Source organism: Azospirillum brasilense (genome assembly GCF_007827815.1).
GTDB classification, from domain to species: Bacteria; Pseudomonadota; Alphaproteobacteria; order Azospirillales; family Azospirillaceae; genus Azospirillum; species Azospirillum brasilense_C.
In genome coordinates, this window is sequence record NZ_VITH01000002.1 from 16,840 (window position 1) to 35,360 (window position 18,521).

The window sequence follows — 18,521 nt, forward strand, 5'->3', positions numbered from 1 at the left end:
ACAAAGCGTCAAGGAATACAAAAATTCTCACAAAGCGGCCGTCGGGTGGCCGTCCGGATGCCGGTCAGGTGGTGACCACCGACACGTCGCTCATCGACAGCATCTCCTCCGTTTCGGCCAGCGCGTCGGGGGTGCCGATGTGGAACCACAACCCGTCATGGGCGAGGCCGAAGAGGCGCCCGGCCTCCTGCGCGCGGTCCCAGACGCGGTTGGTGGAAAAGGCGCCGTCGGGGGTGTCCTGCCCGAACAGCCCAGGCTTCACGATCTGGACGCCGGCGTAGACGAAGGGGGCGATCTCCATCTCGCCGCGCCGGGTCAGCCGGCCCAGCGGGTCCATGTGGTAATCGCCGCGCCCCTCGTAGCCCACCGCCTTGGTGGTCGCCATCAGCAGCAGGAGCGCGTCCATCTCGTCCGGGTTCCAGTGGCGGGCCAGCCGCGCCAGCGTGGGGGAGGGGCCGTCGAGCCACAGGATGTCGGCGTTGACCACATAGACCGGGTCGGTGCCGAGCAGCGGCAGGGCCTTCTTCACGCCGCCGCCGGTCTCCAGCAGCGTGTCCTCCGGCGACAGGGTGATGGCCGGGGCGGTCCGTCCGGCCAGATGGGCGGCGATCATCTCGCCCTTGTAGTGGCTGTTGACCACGGCGGCGGTCACGTCGGCCTCCTCCAGCCGGTCGAGCGCGTGGTCGAGCATCGGCTTGCCCATCACCGGGATCAGGGGCTTCGGGCGCTCCAGGGTCAGCGGGCGCATCCGCAGGCCCAGCCCGGCGGCCATCACCATGGCCTTGGCGGGGGCGGTGGTCACAGACGGCGTCTTGGTGCGGGTCTTCTTCGAGAGAGGCGACATAATCAATCCGGCTCCGGAACGACAAGCTCCGCGCGGGTACCCGGCGGCAGATGACGGGCGAACCAGTCGGCGACCGGGGCCAGTTCGGGCTTGGCGAGCTGGCCTTCCAGAAGCCGCCAGACGCGCGGCAGGTGAAGGAGATAGCCGCGTCGGCGCTGCAACGCCAGACGCACGAAGATCGCGACGATGCGGGTGTGCCGGATCGCGCCCAGCACCGCGTAGGAGCGGCGGAAGGCGCCCCAGTCCCGATCCGGGAAAGCGGTGCGGTAGCGGTCGAGCAGAACGCTCTCCAGCCCGGCGGGCAAGTCGCGGCGGGCGTCCTCCAGCAACGACACCAGATCGTAGGCGACGGGGCCGAGCCCGGCGCTCTGGTAATCGATCAGCCCCGCCGCCCGCAGGCCGGGCCGTGGCAGTCGCATCACGTTGTCCACATGGTAATCGCGCAGCAGCAGCGACTGCGGCCCGGCGCAGGCCTCCGGAACGACGGCGGCCCAGGCCGCGTCGAAGTCGGAGCGCGCCGTGTCGGACAGCGGTTTTCCTGTCGCCGCGGGCATGTAGACGTCGGCGAACAGCGCCACCTGCTGCGTGAACAGGGCCGCGTCGTAGAGCGGCAGGTCCAGGCAGGCCGCCTCCTCCACGGGGAAGCGGCGGTGCAGTTCGATCAGAACGTCGGTCGCCAGCTCGTAGAGCGGGCGCGGCTCCTCCCCCGCGTTCAGCAGGCGGGTCAGCGTGCCGTCGCCGAAATCCTCCTGGATGGCCAGCCCCGCCTCGACCTCCGCCGCCAGGATGGCCGGAACCGAGAAGCCCAGCCGGTCCAGCGTCGCGCCGATGGCGATGAAGGGCACCAGATCCTCCGCCGGTGCGGGGGTGTCGACGAGGATCAACGTGCCACCGTCTGGAGTCCTCAGCCGCTCGTAGCGGCGCGCCGAGGCGTCGCCGGCCAGCGGCTCGCGTTTGGCCCCCTCCAGCCCGTGGCGGGCGAGGAAGCCGGCGATCTGCGATGCGCGGTCGGTCACGGCCGCTCCAGTCCGGAAAGGCCCAGTCCGGAAAGGTCGAGCGTGGTCAGTCGCGATTCCCAGGCGCCGTGGCCGGTCAGGGTGGCGCGGCGCTCGGCCGGCCCGGCGAAGCTCATCGCGACGTCGAGGCGGTCGGCGGGCAGCAGCGGACCCAGCCGGTCCGGCCATTCCACCAGCAGGACGGCCTCGGCGCGGGCCTCGTCCCAGCCCAGTTCCGTCACCTCGTCGGGGCCGGACAGGCGGTAGAGGTCAAAATGCCAGACCGGGCCGATGTCCGTCTCGTAGGTCTGCACCAGCGTGAAGGTGGGGGACGGCACCTCGGCGTCCTCCTCCGTCACGGCGCGGATCAGGGCGCGGCACAGGGCGGATTTGCCGGCGCCCAGGTCGCCGCGCAGGGCCACGAGGTCGCCGGGCGCCAGCGCCGCGGCCAAGCGGCGGGCCAGCGCGGCGGTCGCCTCCTCGCTCGGCAGCGTGACGGCGCGCGCGTTGGGGGAATCGGTCTGGGTCATGTCACGGGATGCGGTTCATATCAGCGGCGGTCATCAACGTCGCGAGGCGGCCTTGCGCGGCACCGGGCCGGGGGCAGGGGCGGGGGCGGGCTCCGCCGGCTCGCTGCGCTCTTCCACCAGACGCGGCGGCTTCTTGAAGTTCATGGTGATCATCAGCGTCAGGGCGCCGTTGATCAGGTGGATCATCTTGTCGGATTCGACGGGCAGGGGGATCTTGCGCCCCATGCAATAGGACACCAGAGCCGCCGCGACCTCGGACTCGTGCAGCGTCATGCTGCGGTCGTCGCCCTCGTCCCCGGTGACCTGGATCAGCGTCTCCACCCCGCCGCCGCCGGGCTGGCCGGGACGGTAGGTGACCTTGCCGACCGTGCCGTTGGGCAACGGCTCCTTCATCCGGCGACGGCGGTCGAGCACGGCCTTCACGACCTCCTGGTCGGTGAACACGAGGCAGCGCAGCTCCTTCATCGCCAGTCCTTCATTGCGGCCGCTCCGGCACGGGGGAAACGGGCAAATCCTACCCCACGGAGACCGCACGCCCAGAAGGAAATCGGCGGGACCGCACCCATTTTGCGCGCGCCGTTCGCCCTCCCCGTGCAGGGCGGGGTTGACCGGGGGCGCGAAACCGGACAATTGAAGGCGTCATCGTTCCCCCGTTTGCACAAGGCAGCGCGTCCCATGTCGCACACCGTCCATCGCACCGACGTCGTCATCGTCGGCGCCGGCCCCGTCGGTCTCTTCGCCGTGTTCGAATGCGGCATGCTGAAGATGCGATGCCATGTGGTGGACGCGCTGGACATGGTGGGCGGGCAGTGCACCGCGCTGTACCCGGAAAAGCCGATCTACGACATCCCGGCCCACCCGGCCATCGAGGCCGCCGACCTGATCGACCGGCTGGCGGAGCAGGCCGCTCCCTTCAGCCCGACCTATCATCTGGGCCAGCAGGTCGAGAAGCTGACCCGGACGGACGAAGGGCGCTGGCTGGTGGAGACCAGCATCGGCACGCGCATCGACACCCAGGCGGTGATCATCGCCGCCGGCAGCGGCGCCTTCGGCCCCAACCGCCCGCCGCTGGACGGGCTGGAGCAGTATGAGGGCACGTCGGTCTTCTACATGGTCCGCCGCAAGCAGGACTTCGCCGGCAAGCGCGTGGTGATCGCCGGCGGCGGCGACTCCGCCGTGGACTGGACGCTGTCGCTGGCCGACGTGGCGGAGAAGGTCTACGTCGTCCACCGCCGGCCCAAGTTCCGCGCCGCCCCGGAAAGCGTCGCCCGCATGGACGTCCTGGTCCGCGAGGGCAAGGTGGAGATGGTGGTGCCCTACCAGCTCTCCGGTCTGGTCGGCGAGAACGGCCAGCTCTCCGCCGTGCGCGTCGCCACGCTGGACGGCGAGGAGAAGGATCTGCCGGCCGACGCGCTGCTCGCCTTCTTCGGCCTGTCGATGAATCTGGGGCCGATCGCCGAGTGGGGTCTGAACCTGGAGCGCAGCCACATCGGCGTCAGCCTGCCCGGCTGCGCCACCAGCGCCCCCGGCGTCTACGCCATCGGCGACATCGCCACCTACCCCGGCAAGCTGAAGCTGATCCTCTGCGGCTTCTCCGAGGCGGCGCAGGCGGCCCACGCCATCCACCCGCTGGTCCATCCGGGCGAGGCGCTGCACTTCGAATACTCGACCTCCAAGGGCGTTCCCGGCGCCGAGTAAGAACGGAAACGGGCCGCCGGGGGTACCGGCGGCCCGCTCCGTCAACGGCTGACGGGAGGCATGACAGAGGGGCTGCATTCGAAGTTCCCTCTCCCCTCTGGGGAGAGGGTTAGGGTGAGGGGGGTGCGCTTTTGCCGGACTTGCCGCCAAGCACATCCCCCTCACCGGCCCTCCGGGCCACCCTCTCCCCGGAGGGGAGAGGGTTAAAGAGGGCAAAAGCGCCCCGTGGTAGGAAAGGGATCAGCCGCCGCGGGGGCCCTTGTCAGGACCCGGACCGGGGCCATGGCCGTCGTGCATGGGGCCGGGGCCGTGATGGCGCGGGCCGGGACCGCCCATGCCGCCGCCCATCATGCCGTGACCGGCGCGGTCGAGGAAGCGGTCGGCCTGCTTCTGCTGGTCGGGGGTGAGCTGGGCGTAGAGGTCGGTCAGCGCCGGGCGCACCTGCTGAAGCTGGGCGAGGCGGGCCGACATCATGGCCTCCATCCGCTCAAGCCGGGCCGGGGCGGCCGTGGGCATCGGCTGGTCCTTGTACTTGGCGCAGAGGTCCTGGGTGGGCTTCTGGCTCGCCTTCGCGGCGTCGGCGAACTTGGTCCAGGCGGCGCGCTGCTGGTCGGTGATGTTCAGCTTCTTCTCGGCGTAGGCCAGCATGCCGGCCAGCCGGGCGTCCTGATCCTCGCACATCCGGGAGAAATGCCGGCCGCCGTCCGGACCGGGGCCAGGGCCGGCGCCGGGACCCGGCTGCTGCTGGGCGAAGACCGGCACGGCGAGGCCGAGGCCGAGAACCAGCGCGGCGGTGGTCATCATAGCGCGTTTCATGGGGATGCTCCTTGTTATCGACGGGGTCTTGCGTTCCCGATGACCCCGATGATGGGCCGGCAACGTATCCGGTTGATGTCCGGCCTTCCGTGAATTGGTAACGCTGTGTAACAGCCGGCCTCCCCGTAACGTGGCGTTACACATTTCTTCTTCACCCCGGCGCCCGCGCGTCGGATCATGCGTTCCATGGACCGCACACCTCACCTGCTGGTGGTCGACGACGACCGCGAAATCCGCACCCTCCTGTCGCAGTTCCTGACGCGGCACGGCTTCCGCGTCACCGGGGCCAAGGACGGGGTGGAGATGATGCGCACGCTGGACAGCGCGCGCGTGGACCTGATCGTGCTCGACCTGATGATGCCGGGGGAGGACGGGCTGAGCCTGTGCCGCCGCCTGCGCGCCGCCCCCGAGACGGCGCAGACGCCGGTCATCATGCTGACCGCGATGGGCGAGGAGACGGACCGCATCGTCGGGCTGGAGATGGGGGCCGACGACTATCTGGCGAAGCCCTTCAGCCCGCGCGAGCTGCTGGCCCGCGTCAAAGCCGTGCTGCGCCGCGCCTCCGGCCCGCCGGTGTCCGGCGGCGCCACGGGTAAGACGCTGGGCTTCGAGGGCTGGACGCTCGACCTCGCCAAGCGGGAGCTGCGTTCGCCCGACGGGGTGCTGGTGCAGCTCTCCGCCGGGGAGTACGACCTGCTGGTCGCCTTCGTGGAGCATCCGCAGCGGGTGCTGACCCGCGACCAGCTTCTCGATCTGGCGCGCGGCCGCTCGGCGGTGCCCTTCGACCGCTCCATCGACGTGCAGGTCAGCCGCCTGCGCCGCAAGATCGAGCCCGACCCCGCCGACCCCACCATGATCAAGACGGTGCGCGGCGGCGGCTATCTGTTTACCCCGGCGGTGACGGGGGCCTGAGATGAGCAATCTTGGCTTGGAAGTGGGCCGCAAGAGCCGCCTGCTGGTGGCCCGGCGCTGGCTGCCGGACAGCATCGCTTCGCGGCTGGTGCTGACCGTGGTGCTGGCGCTGCTGCTGACCCAGGCGGTCAGCGCGCTGGTCTATCTCACCGACCGTCCTCCGGGGCCGCCGGCCCACAGCATGCGCGTTCTCGTCCAGCGCGTGACGGCCATCGTCCAACTCGTGGAGAGCACCCCGCCGCAGGAGCGGCGGCGGCTGGTCAAGGCGATCGACGACCCCGTGCTGCGGGTGGACTGGACCTCCGAGACGCCGCGCTTCGCCAACCAGCGCGAGGGCTTTCCCTTCGACCGGCTGCGCCGCGCCATCCGCGGCGAGCTGGACGATCCCGACCGCGCCGTGGTGGTCGAGGTCCGGCGGGAGCGCCCCATGCCCGGCCCCTTCCCGGTGGACGAACACCGCTGGGGCGCCGACGTCCGGCTGTCGGTGGGGCTGAAGGACGGGTCCTGGCTGACCTTCGTCGGCGGCGACCCGCTGGAGGGGCCGTTCCGGCTGCTGCGCTTCGCGCTGTGGATGGCGGGCATCGTCGGGGCGGTGGCCCTGGTCTCGGTCTGGACGGCGCGCCGCATGACCGCCCCCATCGCGCGCTTCGCCGACGCGGCGGAGCGGCTGGGCGTGGACGGCGAGGCGCCGCCCCTGCCGGAAGCCGGCCCGCAGGAGCTGCGCGCCGCCACCCGCGCCTTCAACCGGATGCAGGCGCGTCTGGCCCGCTTCGTCGCCGACCGCACCCAGATGGTGGCGGCGATGAGCCACGACCTGCGCACGCCGCTGACCCGCCTGCGCCTGCGCGCCGAGCTGGTCGAGGACCCGGAGATGCAGCGCAAGATGCTCGCCGACCTCGACGAGATGGCGGCGATGATCAACGCCACGCTGGCCTTCGCCCGCGACGACGCCAAGCACGAACCGCGCGGCCCGCTCGACCTCGCCGACCTGCTGCAGAGCCTGTGCGACGACCGCGTGGACGCCGGCCACGAGGCGGCCTACGAGGGGCCGGCGCACGCGACGGTGGACGGGCGCCCGGTGGCCCTGCGCCGCGCCTTCGCCAACCTGATGGACAACGCCATCGCCTATGGCGGCGGTTTCACCGTGCGCCTGCGGCCCGCGGAGGGGGAATTGCGGGTGGAGATCGAGGACGGCGGTCCCGGCATCCCGGAGGCCGAGTTCGAGAAGGTCTTCGCCCCCTTCTACCGTCTGGAGCGCTCGCGCTCCCGCGACACCGGCGGGGTGGGGCTGGGGCTGGCCACCGCCCGCACGGTGGTGCGCGGCCATGGCGGCGACATCGCGCTGGCGAACCGCCCGGAGGGCGGGCTGCGGGTGACGGTGACCCTGCCGCGGTGAGCTTTATGCATCTCGCTTGGGCATCAATTCCGGAAGCTTTGCCCCCACCCCAACCCTCCCCCGCTTTCGCAGGGGAGGGGATAAGCTCCCTCTCCTGCGAAGCGGGGGAGGGAAGGGGCCCATGCGCAGCATGGGAAGGGTGGGGGCAACCGTAGCCTCTGTTCAGGCTCCGGAATGCACCGCAACATCGGCGGCGCATCGGCGTTTAACGGTGCAGGATCAACGTCACCGGAGGTTGCCGCCGTGCCGCAGATCGACCGCACCCCCGCGCCCGTGGACCGCCGCCCCCATGTCGTGATCGTCGGGGCGGGGTTCGGCGGGCTGGCCTGCGCGGAGGCCCTGGGCGGGACGAACATCCGCGTCACCATCATCGACCGGAACAATTATCACCTGTTCGTGCCGCTGCTCTATCAGGTGGCGACCGCCGCCCTGTCGCCCGCCGACATCGCCGAGCCGATCCGCCGCATCGTCAGCCGCCACCCCAACATCGACGTGGTGATGGGCGAGGTGACCGGCATCGACCGTACGGCCAAGCGGGTGGAGCTGGCCGACGGCAGCTTCGTCCCCTACGACCGGCTAGTGCTGGCCACCGGCTCCTCCTACAGCTATTTCGGGCACGACGACTGGGCGGAGATCGCCCCCGGCCTGAAGACCATCGAGAACGCCCGGCGGATCCGCGCCCGGCTGCTGATGAATTTCGAACAGGCCGAGATGTGCGAGGACCCGGCCCGCCAGAAGGCGCTGATGACCACCATCGTGGTCGGCGGCGGCCCCACCGGCGTGGAGATGGCCGGGGCGGTGGCCGAGCTGGCCCGCTTCGCGCTGGCCCGCGACTTCCGCCGCATCGACCCGCGCACCGCCCGCGTCCTGCTGGTCGAGGCCGGGCCGCGCATCCTGTCCACCTTCCCCGACGACCTCGGCCAGTACGCCCGCCGCAAGCTGGAGGAGCTGGGCGTCGTCGTGCTGACCGGGCAGGCGGTGGAGAGCATCACGCCGGAGGGTGCGACGGTCGGCGGGCGCTTCATCCCGGCGGGGGCCATCGTGTGGGGCGCCGGGGTCAAGGCGTCGCCCGCCGGCTCCTGGCTGGGGGTGGAGACCGACCGCAGCGGGCGAATCCTGGTCGACGCCGACATGGCGGTGCCGGGCGTGCCCGATGTCTACGCGCTGGGCGACACGGCGGCGCTGGCCGGCGACGACGGCAAGCCGCTGCCCGGTCTGGCCCAGGTCGCCAAGCAGCAGGGCGAGCATCTCGGCGGCGGGCTGGAGGCCAGCCTGTTGCGCGGCCAGCCGCTGGAGCCCTTCCGCTTCCGCAACCGCGGCAACACCGCCATCGTCGGGCGCAGCGCCGCCGTCTTCGATTTCGGGACGCGCAAGCTGAAGGGCTGGTTCGCCTGGGTGCTGTGGGCGATCGTCCACGTCTATCTGCTGGTGAACTTCCACAAGCGGGTGCTGGTCACCATGCAATGGCTGTGGCGCTGGGCGACCTACCAGCGCGGCGCGCGTCTCATCACCACCGACCGCCCGGTGTCGGTCGCGGAATCCGTCACCTCGCCGCACGGCGGGAGCGCCGAGCCCTTCCGCGACGCGCGGCGCGGCCAGGGCTAACCGGACGGGTCAGGGGGCGGGCGGGAGCGGCAGGACGCAGCGGAAGCGGGTGCCGTGACCCGGCCATTCCTCGACCTCCAGCCGCCCGCCGTGCAGTTCCATGACGTTGCGGACCAGCGACAAGCCGAGCGCCGCGGCGCCGCGCGGGTCGTTGCGGTCGTAGCGCGAGGGCGGGGCGGCCTCGCCCGGCCCGGTGCCGCTGCCCACCGTCAGCACGAGGGCATCGGCTTTCCGCTCTCCGGACAGCAGGATGCGGCGGTCCGCCGGCGGGTGGCGGATGGCGCCGACGACCAGGGTGAACAGCGCCTGCTTGAGCCGCCGCTCGTCGCCCTCCGCCTCGCCCAGCGACGACGGGGCGGTGAGGTCGAGGCGCAGCCCCTCGCGCCGCGCCCACTCGCGGGTCAACTCGCCCACCGTCTCCAGCAGGTCGGGCACGTCCACGGTGCCACGGTCGAGCGTGGTCACCCCGGCGCCCAGGCTGGTCATGTCGACCACGTCGTCGATCAGCTCCAGCAGCCGCTCGCCGGCGTTCAGCACGCCCTTCACATACTCGATCTGGCGCGGATTCAGTTCGCCGAAATACTGGTTCGCCAGCACCTCGGCGAAGCCGATGATGCCGTTCAGCGGGTTGCGCAGATGGTGCGAGACGTTGGCGATGAACTCGCTCTTCAACTGGTCGGCGGCCTCCAGCGCGGCGTTGGAGGCGCGCAGCGCCTGCTCCAGCCGGGCGCTGTCGGTGACGTCGAGATAGCTGTTCAGCACCGCCCCGTCGGGCAGCGGCAGGGTGGAGAACTCGACCACCGAGCCGTCCGCCCGCTCCAGCCGGCCCGAGCGCACGGCGCGCTCCAGCGTCGCGCCGATCATCTCGTCCTTCAGGCTGTCCCAGTCGCCGCCATTCTCCAGGAAGGGCCGCATCCGCTCGAACAGGGCGGAGATGTGCGGCTCGCCCAGCAGGTCGTCGTCGTCGAGGTCCCAGACCCGCGCGAAGGCCGGGTTGGACAGCTTCAGCCGGCCGTCGCCGCCGAACACCGCGATGCCCTCGGCCAGATTGTCCAGCGTCTCCTGCTGCACGGCGATCAGCGTGTTGTAGGAGGATTCCAGGGCCAGCGTGTTGGTCACGTCCTCCAGGATCTGCATCAGCCCGCCCAGCGGGTGGGGGGCGGCGAGGCTGCGCAGCGTCGTGCCGTCCGGCAGGTGCATCAGCTCCTCGACCGGCTCCAGCAGGCGGGTGTAGCGGCTCAGCCGCTCGCGCTTGTAGCTCTGGTAGTCGGCGTATTCGGGCAGGCGGCGGCGGGTGCGCAGCTCCTCCAGGATCTCGCCGTGGGTGGGCTGGCTGCGCAGCCAGGACTCCTCCAGGTCCCACAGCCGGGCGTAGGCTTGGTTGAAGAAGGTCAGCCGCGTGTCGGCGCCGAAGATGGCGATGGCCGCCCCCAGCCGCTCCAGCACCTCGGCGTGGGCGGCGAGGTGGCGGCTCAGCTCGCCGCGCATCTCCTCCACCGCCGTGACGTCCAGCGCGTAGCCGACGACCAGCGTGCCGCCGTCGGGGGAGGGCAGGGGGGCCTCGGTGACCTCCAGGAGGCGGCGCTCGCTGCCGATGACGGCGGAGACCCGCTCCGACTGGGCGACCCCGCTGTGCAGCGCCCGCTGCGCCAGGGCGCGCCCGGCGCCGTCCGCGGTCAGCTCCCGGCCGCTGTCCGGAACGGCGGCGGGCTCCGAATCCACGGCGCGGGCGTAGGCGCGGTTGCACCAGGACAGCATCTGCCCGGTCCCGCGCAGCCACACCGGCAGCGGCAGGGCGTCCACCGCCGCGCGCAGCTCGGCCAGCGCGGCCTCGGCGTCGCGCCGCCCCTGGGCCAGCCCATCGCGCTCGGCGCTGCGGTCGGTGACGTCCTCCAGCCAGACGACGTCCTGATGCCCGGAGGCATCCGTCGTGGTGGACGGCTCGGCGGACCGTTGCCCGCTCAGCAGCAGGCGCCGCCCGCCGCGGGTCGTCGCCTCGAGTCGGAAACCCTCGCCCGCGGCGCGCAGGCGGCGGACGGCTTCGGCGACGCGCGGAGCGTCGGCGTCGGTGAAGGCGTTCGCGATGTCCTGGCCCGGCACCGCGCCGAGCAGCCGGGAGCAGCCGGGCGCCGCGCTGACGCCACCACTGGCGTCCCAGGCGCACCAGGGGTGGGGCGCGGCGGCCAACAGGGCCTCCAGGCGCGCGACGTCGGCCGCCAGCCGGTCGCTGCGGCGGCGTTCCCGGCCGGTCCAGAACAGCCCGCCGAAGCCGGCGGCGCCGAGGACGCCGGCAAAGCCAAGCATGGTGGGCGAGCCGGAGGGCCCGGCCATCAGGCCGACTCCCACCGCCAGCCCCAGCGCGGCGAAGGCGTATGATCGGGTCAAGACACTCACGCGGGTGAGACTAGTCCACGCCTCCCGGCGGAGCAAGGCGGGCCGGCGGTGGTGCCACTTTCGGAGATGGCGCAGCCCTTTCGCACGACCCGACTGCATGGCCCGATTCCATGGCCCGATTTCACGGCCCGATTTCACGGCCCGGTGCGCACGGCCCGTTCGGAGGCCCTCACACCGCTTCTCCGACCCGCAGGGCGCGGATCGCCGTTTCCACCGCCGGATAGGCGGCGCGCACCGCCGCCAGGGCCTGCGCCGCCCCGTCCCGGTCGCCGTGGTGGGCCGCGAGTTCCAGGGTGGAGGCGCTGCGGCCCAGCCGCTCGGCCCCCGCCGTGCGGGCGGCCCCGGCCAGCGTGTGGGCGGCGCCGCGCAGGGCCTCCAGGTCGTTGCGCTCCAGGGCGGCGGCGGCCTCGTCCAGCAGCGGGCGGGTGGTTTCCAAGAAGAAGTCCAGCATGTCCAGCGCCATCCCGTCGAGCGCGCCGAAGGTGGTGCGGACATGGTCGAGGTCGAGCGCCCGGTCTTCCGCCCCGGCGGCCTCCGCCGCGGGAGGCTCGTCGGGGGCTGCGGCGCTGCCCTCGCCGAACGCGCGGTTCAGGGCGACGGCGAGCTGCCGCAGGGTCACCGGCTTGGCGATGTAGTCGTCCATGCCCGCGGCGGTGCAGCGCTCCATCTCCCCCGCCAGGGCGTTGGCGGTCATGGCGATGATGCCGGTGCGCGGGCGGGGGACGCCGCCCGACTCGGCAACCGACTCGGCGCTGCGGATCTGGCGCGACAGCTCGTAGCCGTCCATGCGCGGCATGTGGCAATCGGTGATCAGCAGCCGGTAGGGCCGCGCCCGCCAGGCGGTCAGCGCCTCCAGCCCGTCGCCGGTCAGGTCGGCCTCGAAGCCGAGCTGGCGGAGCTGGCGCAGGATCACCTGCTGGTTGGTCGGATGGTCCTCCGCCACCAGGATCGCCGGCGGGGCCGCAGCGGGCGACGCCATGCCGAGGGAATCGGTGTCGGGGGAAGCCGTGTCGAGGGCGGCTCGTCCGCCGTCCGCCGCGGAGGACGCGGGGTCGGCGGGGCGCTCCGGGGAAACGGCGCGTCCGGCCAGGGCGGCCAGACGGCGGAACAGGGCGTCGCGGCGGATCGGGCGGCCGAGATGGTCGTGGCGCGGCGGTTCCCCGGCGTCCGTCCGGCCGTCCTCCTCGCCGTCCGGCAGGCAGTCGCCGGCCTGCTCCCGCCCGTCCACCAGATGCAGCGTGGGCGGCGGGCGGGCTCCGGCGGCGGCGATGCGGGCGAGCACCGCCGGAGCGGACAGCCGCGGGTTGGGCGCGCCGGGCGCGTCGTCGGGATGGTGTTCCAGCAGGCCGTCGGACAGGATCAGCAGGTCGGCGTCGGCCATCGTCAGCAGTTCCACCGCCTCGTCCGCCGTCGTGGCGTCGGCGACGGCGGCGCGCTTGTCCTCCAGCGCGCGGATCAGCACGGAGCGCTGCACCGGGTCGGGCTCGGCCACGATGATGGACAGGCCGGAGAGGTCGGTGTCGTCGCGCGGGGTGGATTGCGGGTCGCCCGGCGCCAGATCCACCGTGAACCAGAAGGTGGAGCCGCAGCCCGGCGCCGATTCCACCCCGATGCGCCCGCCCATCATCTCGACCAGACGAGCGCAGATGGCCAGCCCCAGCCCGGTCCCGCCGAAGCGGCGGGTGGTCGAGCTGTCGGCCTGGCTGAAGGGCTGGAACAGGCGGGCCTGTCCGGCGCCGCTGATGCCGATGCCGGTGTCCTCCACCGAAAAGCGCAGGCGCAGCCGCTCCGACCCGGCGGCGGACGGCTCCAGCCGGGTGCGCAGGACGACCCGGCCGGCGTCGGTGAACTTGATCGCGTTGCCCGTCAGGTTGAACAGGATCTGGCGCAGCCGGCCGGGATCGCCGCGCACCGCCGCAGGCACCTTGCGGTCGAGGTCGCAGACCAGCAGCAGCGCCTTCTGGTGGGCCTGCGGGGCCAGCAGCTCCGCCACCCCCTCCACCAGCTCGCGCGGGTCGAGGTCCATTTCGTCGAGGTCGAGCTTGCCGGCCTCGATCTTGGACAGGTCGAGGATGTCGTCGATGATCCGCAGCAGCGCCGTGGCGCTGTCGCGCACGGTGGTGACCAGCTCGGTCTGCTCGGCGTCCAGCGGGGTCAGGGCGATCAGCTCCAGCATGCCCAGCACGCCGTTCATCGGGGTGCGGATCTCGTGGCTCATGGTCGCCAGGAACTCCGACTTGGAGCGGGCGGCGACCTCCGCCTGCTCCTTGGCGTGGCGCAGGTCCTCCTCGGCGCGCTTGCGGCCGGTGATGTCGTAGCTCCAGGCGAGGATCGCCGGCTCCCCCTCGAACTCGGTGCGCTGGAGGGTCTGGAGCGCCCAGACGCGGCTGCCGTCGGGCCGGTCCACCGCCACCTCGACGTCGCGGGCGACCAGACCGGGGCCGTCCTGCGGCAGGGCGCGCCCGTGCAGGGTGGCGCCGGGCAGGGCGAGCGCGTGGCGGCGCCCGACGAAGGCGTCCGGCGGCAGGCCGGCCAGCTCCGCCGCACGGGCGTTGGCGAAGGCGACGGAGCCGTCGGGCCGCCCGATCGACACGCCGACCGGGCTCTGCTCCAGGATCGCGCGCAGGCGGCGCTCGCTGTCCGACAGGGCGTGCTCGCGCGAGCGGATGGTGGCGACGAAGTAATGCAGGGCGCGCGCCATGTCGGCGATCTCGTCCTGCCCGTGGGTGGGGATGGCGACGGACCGACCGGCGGCCGACGCGGTCATGGCCGTCTGGAGCCCGCGCAGCCGCCGCACCACGTTGCGGTGGATGTAGAGGAAGATGCCGAGCGCGCCGAGGATCGAGACCACGGCCATCGCCAGGATGGCGTTCTTGCCGTCGCGGATCACCCGCTCGAACTCGCCGGAGCGGGCGGCGATGTCCTGCTCGATGGCCAGGAAATGGTCGGACACCGCGCCGACCAGCCGGTCGGAAACGTTCTGGTTGCGGGTGATCGACCCCTTGATGGCGCGCGCCAGCCCGATTTCCGTCAGGCGACTGGCGAACAGGTTGTGCTCGCCGAGCCCCAGCGCCTCCAGTTCCCGATACAGCGGCTCCAGGTCGAAGGCAGTGCCCGGCGGCAGGCCGGACACCGCCTCCGCCGCGCGGTCCATCGCGGCGCGGTACTCCTGGCGCAGCCGCTCCACCCGCGCCTCGTGGTCGGCGCGGGAGGCGGCGAGCATCAGCAGGATGGCGTGCTGCGCCTCCGCCGTCCACAGGTCGACCCGCCGTTCGGCGTCCTGGGACCCTTCCAGCTCGGCCAGGGTCCGCGGAACCGGGGCCTCGTCCCGCAGCGACCGCTCGGCGTCGCGGATGCGCTCGGCGAGCTGGATCAGGCGGCCGACCAGCCCGCCCGTCTCCGCCGCGGCGGCGAGCTGGCGCTCCACCTGGGTGTTCAGGGTCATCAGGTTGGCGACCAGCTCGTTCTTGCGGCGCTGCAGCTCCGCCACGTCGGCCACGTCGGTGCCGCGGTCGCGCAGCCGGGTCATCAGGTCTTCCAGCAGGGCGATCTGGTCGCTCAGCCGGGCCATCACCGATTCGCGCACCGACTGGCTCTGCACCGCCACCAGGGCCGGTGCGTTGGCGGCCAGCGTGCCGCTCTGCTGGGCGAGCTGCGAGGCGTTGACGAGGCCCGGCACCTTGGCCGTGGCGATCTGCTCGAACCCCTGGTGGAAGCGGCCGAAGAGGGAAACGGCCACCACGCCGGTGGCGGCGGTCAGGCCGGCGATCACGGTCAGACCCGCCAGGATGCGAAACGCCACGCCCAGCCGGGGAAGGGGCATGCCCGTGCCTCGATTTCTTGTCGTCCGATTGAGATAACACGGGCAATCGGCCGGGCGCAATTCACACCCCCCCTTTGGCGCACTGCGTGGCGCAATACCCGGCGCAATCGGACGCTGCCGGGGAAGGCGCCGGGCGCCTTGGCGGGCTTGACCCGCCCAGGTTGCCGACCGAAGCTGAAGCGCAGGCGGCAGGGAGAGGTGCCCGATGGGCTTGGTCCGGTCTTTCGCGCGGGGTGCGGCGGTCGCGCTGGTTCTCGCGGCGGCGTTGGCCGCGCCGTCCGGCGCTGCGCGCGCCGAGACGCTGGAGGACGTGCGCGACCGCGGGCTGCTGCGCTGTGGCGTCTCGTCCAGCGGGGCCGGTCTGGCGACGGTGGACGACAGCGGCCACTGGCGCGGCTTCTTCGTGGACATGTGCCGGGCGCTGGCCGCCGCCGTCGCCGGCCACGCCGACCGGGTGGAGTTCGTCGAGACCAACTCCGAGAACCGCTTCGCCATCCTGCGCAACGGCGAGGTGGACGTGGTGATGGAGGGCACGACCTGGACCCTGCAGCGCGACGCCACCTTCGGCATCGGTTTCCCGGTGGTCTACCTGTTCGATGGCCAGGGGTTCATCGCGCACCGCGCCCAGAACATCGCCCGCCTGTCCGACCTGCCGGCCGGCGCCTCGGTCTGCGTGATCGAGCAGACCACCAGCCTGCGCAACCTGGAGGACTGGATGGCCCGCACCGGGGTGCGCTTCCGCCTGAAGCCGGTGCGCTCGACCGAGGGGGCGCTGTCGGCCTTCTTCAACCACCACTGCGACCTCTACACCAGCGACCGCATCGGCCTGCACGCCCAGCGCCTGCTGAAGGCCCCCGAGCGCGAGGACTACGTCATCCTGCCGGAGGCGATCTCCAAGGAGCCGCTGGGGCCGATGGTCCGCCCGGACGAGCGGCGGTGGTTCGACATCGTGCGCTGGGTGTTCCTGGCCACCGTCCTGGCCGAGGAGAAGGGGATCACCGCCGCCAACGCCGCCCGCCTGAAGGGGGAGGCGCAGGACCCGGAGGTGCGCCGCTTCCTCGGGGCCGCCGCCGGGGTCGGCTGGGGGCTGGGGCTGGACGACGGCTGGGCCTTCCGCGTCGTCACCCAGGTCGGCAATTACGGCGAAATCTTCGACCGCCATCTGGGCGCCGCCTCGCCGCTGGGCATCGAGCGGGGGATGAACGGGCTGTGGATGAACGGCGGCCTGCATTACGCCCCGCCGCTGGGGGGGTGAGGAGGGCGGCGCTCTGCCATGCCGAGTCGTCTCATTGCCTTCGCCGCGGCTTTTCCCATGTTGTGGGCATGTTCGGCGAAAGGTTCGGCGAACGCTTCAAATCCGGGCGAACCGCCGCTATGGTGGCGCCTTCCGGGCGCCGAGCGGCCCGCTTCAGGCAGTTTCCCAGGCCATGACCAGACCCAACACCTACCGTTCCGGTCCCGACGAGCGCGGGCATTTCGGCATCTATGGCGGACGCTTCGTCGCCGAGACGCTGATGCCCCTGATCCTTGAGGTGGAGAAAGCCTACCGCGAGGCCCGGGCCGATCCCGCCTTCGACGGCGCGATCCGCGAGCATCTCAAGCAGTATGTCGGCCGCCCGAACCCGCTCTACTACGCCGAACGCCTGACGGAGAAGCTCGGCGGCGCGAAGATCTACTTCAAGCGCGAGGAGCTGAACCACACCGGCGCGCACAAGATCAACAACTGCATCGGCCAGATCCTGCTCGCCCGCCGCATGGGCAAGAAGCGGATCATCGCCGAGACGGGCGCCGGCCAGCACGGCGTGGCGACCGCCACGGTCTGCGCGCTGTTCGACATGCCCTGCGTCATCTACATGGGCGAGACCGACATCGCCCGCCAGCAACCCAACGTCTTCCGCATGAAGCTGCTCGGGGCCGAGGTGGTTCCGGTGACCTCCGGCGCGCGGACGCTGAAGGACGCGATGAACGAGGCGCTGCGCGACTGGGTCACCAACGTCGCCGACACCTATTACCTGATCGGCACCGCCGCCGGCCCGCACCCGTACCCCGCCATGGTCCGCGACTTCCAGTCGGTGATCGGCGATGAGGTGCGCGTGCAGATGCAGGAGCTGGAGGGCCGCCTGCCCGACAGCCTCGTCGCCTGCGTCGGCGGCGGCTCCAACGCCATCGGCCTGTTCCATCCCTTCCTCGACGACCCGTCGGTGCAGATGGTCGCGGTCGAGGCCGCCGGCCACGGCATCGACAAGGGGCCGCTGGCCCACGCCGCCTCGATCACCGGCGGGCGCCCCGGCGTGCTGCACGGCAACCGCACCTACCTGCTGCAGGACGAGGACGGGCAGATCCTGGAGGGCCATTCCATCTCCGCCGGCCTCGACTATCCGGGCGTCGGGCCGGAGCATTCCTGGCTGCACGACATCGGGCGCGTCGAGTATGTCTCGGCCACCGACCAGGAGACGCTGGACGCCTTCCAGCTCTGCGCCCGCACCGAGGGCATCATCCCCGCGCTGGAATCGGCGCACGCGCTGGCGGAGATCGTGAAGCGCGCCCCGAAACTGCCCAAGGACCACCTGATGGTGCTCTGCCTGTCGGGCCGCGGCGACAAGGACATCTTCTCCGTCGCCCAGCATCTGGGAGTGAAGCTGTGAGTGTCGCTGTTGACCATGGCCGCATCGCCAAGCGTTTCGCCGCGTTGAAGGCGGAGGGCCGCGCCGGCCTCGTCACCTTCATCACCGCGGGCGACCCGGATCTGGAGACCTGCCGCGCCGTCCTGCACGGCCTGCCCGCCGCCGGCGCCGACCTGATCGAGCTGGGGCTGCCCTTCTCCGACCCGATGGCCGACGGCCCGGCGATCCAGGCGGCCAGCCTGCGCGCGCTGCACGCCGGGACGACGGCGCGCAAGACGCTGGACCTCGTGCGCGGCTTCCGCGAAACGGACGCCGACACGCCGGTGATCCTGATGGGCTATTACAACCCGATCCACGCCTATGGGGTGGACCGCTTCCTGGCCGACGCCATCGCGGCCGGGGTGGACGGGCTGATCGTCGTCGACCTGCCGCCCGAAGAGGACGAGGAGCTGTGCATTCCGGCGCTGAAGGCCGGGGTGAACTTCATCCGGCTGGCGACGCCGACCACCGACGACAAGCGCCTGCCGGCGGTGCTCCAGAACACCTCGGGCTTCGTCTATTACGTGTCGATCGCCGGCATCACCGGTGCTGCCAGCGCCGACAACGCCGCGGTGGGCGCCGCGGTGGAGCGCCTGAAGCGCCACACCGACCTGCCGGTGGCGGTCGGCTTCGGCATCAAGACGCCGGAGCAGGCGGCCGACGTCGCCCGCGTCGCTGACGCGGCGGTGGTCGGCTCGGCCATCGTCACGCGGCTGGCCGGCGGGCTGGACGCGGACGGCAAGGCCCGCCCGGGTCTGGCCGAGGATGTGCTGGGCTTCGTCCGGGAACTGGCCGGCGGCGTGCGCGGCGCGCGCGTCTGAGTGCGTCGGGCCTAGATCGCCGGG

General features: G+C 72.0%; 14 protein-coding genes. 7 read left to right on the forward strand and 7 right to left on the reverse strand.

Features of this window, described 5'->3' with window-relative positions; all coding sequences use genetic code 11:
• Nucleotides 1–64 precede the first annotated feature (64 nt).
• The 4 genes from FBZ83_RS04005 to FBZ83_RS04020 are packed head-to-tail and all read right to left on the reverse strand — an operon-like array spanning nucleotide 65 to nucleotide 2,834.
• Entirely contained in the window at nucleotides 65–844 is a 780-nt protein-coding gene (locus tag FBZ83_RS04005; protein WP_145681200.1) for a nucleotidyltransferase family protein, read from the reverse strand.
• Between the two features lie 2 nt (nucleotides 845–846).
• Nucleotides 847–1,860 (reverse strand): aminoglycoside phosphotransferase family protein, encoded by a 1,014-nt coding sequence (locus tag FBZ83_RS04010; RefSeq protein WP_186465970.1) that lies wholly within the window; start codon nucleotides 1,858–1,860, stop codon nucleotides 847–849.
• Entirely contained in the window at nucleotides 1,857–2,369 is a 513-nt protein-coding gene (tsaE, locus tag FBZ83_RS04015; protein WP_145681201.1) for a tRNA (adenosine(37)-N6)-threonylcarbamoyltransferase complex ATPase subunit type 1 TsaE, read from the reverse strand. The genes FBZ83_RS04010 and tsaE overlap by 4 nt, the downstream gene beginning before the upstream one ends.
• 33 nt (nucleotides 2,370–2,402) lie before the next feature.
• Nucleotides 2,403–2,834 (reverse strand): hypothetical protein, encoded by a 432-nt coding sequence (locus FBZ83_RS04020; protein WP_145681202.1) that lies wholly within the window; start codon nucleotides 2,832–2,834, stop codon nucleotides 2,403–2,405.
• A gap of 210 nt (nucleotides 2,835–3,044) precedes the next feature.
• Here FBZ83_RS04020 and FBZ83_RS04025 point away from each other — a divergent pair, with 210 nt between their 5' ends.
• On the forward strand, nucleotides 3,045–4,067 hold the full coding sequence (locus FBZ83_RS04025) for an NAD(P)/FAD-dependent oxidoreductase (protein WP_145681203.1): 1,023 nt from the start codon (nucleotides 3,045–3,047) through the stop codon (nucleotides 4,065–4,067).
• Between the two features lie 240 nt (nucleotides 4,068–4,307).
• On the opposite strand, the gene FBZ83_RS04030 is transcribed toward FBZ83_RS04025, so the two are convergent.
• Entirely contained in the window at nucleotides 4,308–4,883 is a 576-nt protein-coding gene (locus FBZ83_RS04030; RefSeq protein WP_145681204.1) for a Spy/CpxP family protein refolding chaperone, read from the reverse strand.
• Nucleotides 4,884–5,069: 186 nt separating this feature from the next.
• On the opposite strand from FBZ83_RS04030, the gene FBZ83_RS04035 reads away from it, so the two are divergent.
• From FBZ83_RS04035 to FBZ83_RS04045, 3 genes are all read left to right on the forward strand, one after another.
• Entirely contained in the window at nucleotides 5,070–5,795 is a 726-nt protein-coding gene (locus FBZ83_RS04035) for a response regulator (protein ID WP_145681205.1), read from the forward strand.
• Nucleotide 5,796: 1 nt separating this feature from the next.
• Entirely contained in the window at nucleotides 5,797–7,191 is a 1,395-nt protein-coding gene (locus FBZ83_RS04040) for an ATP-binding protein (RefSeq protein ID WP_247888131.1), read from the forward strand.
• 243 nt (nucleotides 7,192–7,434) lie between these two features.
• A complete protein-coding gene (locus FBZ83_RS04045; protein ID WP_145681206.1) occupies nucleotides 7,435–8,796 on the forward strand; it encodes an NAD(P)/FAD-dependent oxidoreductase in 1,362 nt (453 codons plus the stop codon).
• Between the two features lie 9 nt (nucleotides 8,797–8,805).
• On the opposite strand, the gene FBZ83_RS04050 is transcribed toward FBZ83_RS04045, so the two are convergent.
• Entirely contained in the window at nucleotides 8,806–11,190 is a 2,385-nt protein-coding gene (locus FBZ83_RS04050; RefSeq protein ID WP_145681207.1) for a sensor histidine kinase, read from the reverse strand.
• Between the two features lie 169 nt (nucleotides 11,191–11,359).
• Nucleotides 11,360–15,013: an ATP-binding protein gene (locus tag FBZ83_RS32255; RefSeq protein ID WP_145681208.1), complete on the reverse strand. Its 3,654-nt coding sequence runs from the start codon at nucleotides 15,011–15,013 to the stop codon at nucleotides 11,360–11,362.
• A gap of 205 nt (nucleotides 15,014–15,218) precedes the next feature.
• Here FBZ83_RS32255 and FBZ83_RS04060 point away from each other — a divergent pair, with 205 nt between their 5' ends.
• From FBZ83_RS04060 to trpA, 3 genes are all read left to right on the forward strand, one after another.
• On the forward strand, nucleotides 15,219–16,268 hold the full coding sequence (locus FBZ83_RS04060) for an amino acid ABC transporter substrate-binding protein (RefSeq protein WP_145681209.1): 1,050 nt from the start codon (nucleotides 15,219–15,221) through the stop codon (nucleotides 16,266–16,268).
• Between the two features lie 172 nt (nucleotides 16,269–16,440).
• The gene (gene trpB, locus FBZ83_RS04065; protein WP_145675084.1) at nucleotides 16,441–17,658 is read left to right on the forward strand and encodes a tryptophan synthase subunit beta; all 1,218 of its coding nucleotides are present in this window, start codon (nucleotides 16,441–16,443) and stop codon (nucleotides 17,656–17,658) included.
• On the forward strand, nucleotides 17,655–18,497 hold the full coding sequence (trpA, locus tag FBZ83_RS04070) for a tryptophan synthase subunit alpha (protein WP_145681210.1): 843 nt from the start codon (nucleotides 17,655–17,657) through the stop codon (nucleotides 18,495–18,497). Before trpB ends, trpA begins: the two co-directional genes overlap by 4 nt.
• The last annotated feature ends 24 nt before the right edge of the window (nucleotides 18,498–18,521 follow it).